The organism is Massilimicrobiota sp. An134 (assembly GCF_002160815.1).
In the GTDB taxonomy this organism is placed as follows: Bacteria; Bacillota_I; Bacilli_A; order Erysipelotrichales; family Coprobacillaceae; genus Allocoprobacillus; species Allocoprobacillus merdigallinarum.
The window spans coordinates 1-1,055 of the sequence record NZ_NFLH01000077.1 but is presented as its reverse complement, the minus strand read 5'-3'; the positions used below and the strand labels follow the sequence as shown (position 1 = coordinate 1,055).

The window sequence follows — 1,055 nt, the reverse complement described above, 5'->3', positions numbered from 1 at the left end:
CACAAGATTGCAATATCCGAATGGATTGAATTCTGTTTGGGTATTTTCAGATATGAGAGTATCAATTTAACTTCCAAGAACAACAAAAACAGCTTTACAACATCAAAATATTGGCTATATAAACTCTTTTATATTATTGAAGACATGCAAGATGATATCGTACTTGAAGGTAATGTCTATATCGATGAAACATTCTATCCTGTTGTCGAATCTGATAAAACTGTTAAAGATGGCAAAAAACTAAGAGGATTATCAAAAGACCAAATATGCATCGGCATCGCATATGATGGCAATCATGTTTATGCTCATGTTGAGGGATTTGGAAAAACATGCCAAAAGAAAACAAAGGACACATTCATAAATCATATTAAGCCTGGATCGCATCTTATACATGACAAAGAAAAAAGTCATAAGATTCTGATAAAAGAATTGAAACTAAGCGATGAATCATATGATGCAAATAAGCTAAAAAAATGCAAAGATAAAGATAATCCATTGAATCCCATAAACAGGCAGTGTTACTTACTAAAACGATTTCTAAGATCTCATCCAGGATTTTCTAGAGATGGTATACAGCATTACATTAATCTATATTGCTTTATATCTAATCCCCCAGCTGATAAGCTAGAAAAGGTCGAAATGGTACTAAATAGCGCCATACACCTTACCCAATCATTAAGATACAGAGATTTCTATGCTTCAAAATCCCGATAAAATAAGGATTTTGAAGTTTTTAGTAGGCTCACTGTGCAAATAAGGATTTTAAAATAATATTTGTTATCATTACAGAAAAAACAATTTGTTTTGATAAACAAGCCAAGATAAAAAAAGTGCAAAAATCATTAAAAAAATAACCCAATATTCTTTATTATTTCATAAGATGCAAAAAAGCTCGATAAAATCGAGCCCAATGGAGTCAACTTAGTAAGTTGGCTCTTTTTTATTTTTTTGGAAATAAAAGAGTGTCTTTTTTACTTGTAGTTAAGTATAATTATCTATTTATTATCTTATTTCCTTTACTTTTGTTGTATAATGTAGTTAAGAAAGAAGGTGCT

1 protein-coding gene is annotated in these 1,055 nt (G+C 30.0%); it reads left to right on the top strand.

Annotated features, from left to right (window positions below):
- Positions 1 to 714: hypothetical protein (locus B5E79_RS13525; RefSeq protein ID WP_087298359.1), on the top strand; the 714-nt coding region annotated here is incomplete at its 5' end.
- Between the last annotated feature and the right edge of the window lie 341 nt (positions 715 to 1,055).